This window comes from Paenibacillus sp. OT2-17 (assembly GCF_009827695.1).
In the GTDB taxonomy this organism is placed as follows: Bacteria; Bacillota; Bacilli; order Paenibacillales; family Paenibacillaceae; genus Paenibacillus; species Paenibacillus polymyxa_B.
In genome coordinates, this window is sequence record NZ_WUDQ01000553.1 from 1 (window position 1) to 2,468 (window position 2,468).

Annotated in this window: 3 protein-coding genes; all 3 read right to left on the reverse strand. The window is 45.1% G+C overall.

The features are described 5' to 3' along the window. The coding region (locus GRP75_RS24450) for a TetR/AcrR family transcriptional regulator (protein WP_160790613.1) at positions 1–265 on the reverse strand (265 nt) is incomplete at its 3' end. A gap of 254 nt (positions 266–519) precedes the next feature. Then, on the reverse strand, positions 520–1,884 hold the full coding sequence (locus GRP75_RS24455) for an ABC transporter substrate-binding protein (protein ID WP_160790614.1): 1,365 nt from the start codon (positions 1,882–1,884) through the stop codon (positions 520–522). A 124-nt stretch (positions 1,885–2,008) separates the two neighbouring features. Next, positions 2,009–2,468 (reverse strand): carbohydrate ABC transporter permease (locus GRP75_RS24460; protein WP_160790615.1); only part of this gene is annotated, 460 nt, incomplete at its 5' end.

Genomic DNA, 2,468 nt, shown 5'->3' on the forward strand with positions numbered 1-2,468 from the left:
CTTGGATCAGCTTACGAACCCTAAGCTCCACCTGATCTTTAGGAGTATGAGCCATTGCTTCATGGATATCCCGGACAAAACGCTCCATCCCCATCTTCAAAATGTAAATGTACAAATCTTGCTTGTTTTTAAAATTGTAATACAGGGTGCCCTTGGCTATGCCGCATACCTTGGCAATCTCCTCCATATTTGTTTCATTAAAGCCTCGTTCGGAAAAAGCTTTGAGTGCGCCGTTAAAAATAATTTCCTTTGTCTGCTGTTTCATGCTTCCTCCTTTTTTGAACTGACCGTCCAGTACAAAAATTATGTATTTATTATAAGCCCATTTTTAGTTATCCAGCAATAGGAAAAATGAAAATAATACATTTTAGACATTTCGTCTAAACACTCATTCTAAAAATGATAATGCAAAAACGGATCGAATAAGTGAGGGGGTCACTCATTCGATCCGTTATGTCATAAAATCGGATGATAAGGGGGCCATTCTACAGATTATCAACCGATTTTAAGGGAAGGCGACTATTTTTTTACGGTTTGATTGTATTGAGCAATTTTGCCTGTAATTTCTTGTGCAGCTTGATCCAATGCCTGTTTTGGCTGTTGCTGGCCACTCAGAACGGCCTCAATTGCACCTTCTACGATTTGACGCGCTTCTGGAAATACGCCCATCACCGCGCCCTGTGTAGCGGTGGATTGTGCCGATGCGTGCAATTGGTCAACCGCCGTCTGGAATTGCGGATATTTTACCATATTATCTTTGAGTACCTTCTCGTTATAGGCTGCTTTCGTGATCGGGAAGTACCCGGTATTTACACTCCATTGTGCCTGTACAGCTGGGGAAGCGACGAATTTAATGAACTCCCATGCTGCCTTCTGCTGAGCTTCGGGCTTGTTGTTCATGATGTACAAGCTTGCGCCGCCTACAACCACGCCGCCTTCTTTAGCTTCATTGGCTCTTGGCAGGAATCCTGTGCCTACTTCAAATTTATTGCCAACCTGCTCCACAATATTACGCAGCGAAGCGGTGGAATCCAGCGTCATCGCAATTTGTCCTGCGGAAAAAGCTTTTGCCGTGTCGTCCGAGTTACGTCCCAGATTGGATACAACCTTTTCATCAATCATTTTCTTCCACCACGTCAGCGTTTTTACACCGGCATCCGAATTCAGCATGGATTCCGTTGCCGCTTGATCACGACCATTGCCATTATTCACATAATCCGCGTTCTGATTGGCAAACAGTTGCTCCATGAACCAGCCGTAGATGGCAATGGAAGCACCGGATTTACCATCCTTGCTCAAGGCTTTTGCAGCCTTTTCGAACTCATCATACGTTTTCGGAGGATTAGCTGGATCAAGTCCTGCGGCTTTGAATGCGTCCTTGTTGTAATATAAAATCGGGTTTGACGTATTGAACGGCATGGCGTTCAATTTACCATCAATCGTGTAGTATCGTGTAATATTCGGCTCTAGCTGCGACAGATCAAACTTATCTGCATCAATAAATTGTTGTACGGGTGTGATCATTTTGGAGTCGATCATAAATTTACTGCCGATTTCGTATACCTGAATGATGTCCGGTCCGCTATTGGATCCAAGCGACGCTTTCAGCTTGTTCAAGCTGTCATCATATTTGCCTTGATATACTGGCTCTACCTGAATGTCCTTATGACTGGCGTTAAAGTCAGCAGCGATCTGCTTGATTGCTTTTTCACCGTTACCGGACATCGAATGCCACCAAGTCAGCTTCACTGGAGAAGCCGCTGCTCCCCCATCACTACCATTACTCGGCTTCTCTGCAGCAGTATTATTGCTACAACCTGCTGCAACCACCATGGCAGTCAGAATAAGCAGGGTCAATGCACTTTTCAGACGAAAAAATCCCATAATCTCTCTTCTCTCCCTTTGATTAAATGATTCTTGAATTGGCATTCTCTTGCGTATTCTTGTGTGTTGAAGCTCTGTATATGGGCTGCTTGCGCAGGTGTTGCTTTTCATTTGACATATGTGCTTAGCCTTTAAGCGCACCCGCTGCCATTCCACGAACCAACTGTTTTAGTCCAAAGATCAGCAGAAGCAGAGACGGTAAAATGACTAGGGCCGTACCCGCAAATACCAGATTCCATGAAGTCGATTCCTGAAATTCGAGCATGGATATTCCGATCTGTACCGTACGCATATTCTCGCTATTGGTGATCAGTAAAGGCCAGAGGTACGAATTGTACATATTCAGGAACGAATACACAGCCAGTGTTCCGAGCGCAGGGCGCGATAACGGAAGCACATGGAACAGAAAGTAACGGATATGCCCGCACCCATCCATACGAGCCGCCTCAAACAGTTCCTTGGGAAGCTGGAGAAAAAATTGCCTTAATAGGAATGTCCCGAATGCCGTCGCCAGAAAAGGGACCGTCAATCCTTGATACGTATCAAGCCAGTTCCAGCTTCGTACCGTCAGGTAGTTTGGAATA

Coding starts and splice junctions, on each gene's coding strand:
- GRP75_RS24455 (WP_160790614.1), bottom strand. CDS start 1,884: ATGGGATTTTTTCGTCTGAAAAGTGCATTGACCCTGCTTATTCTGACT.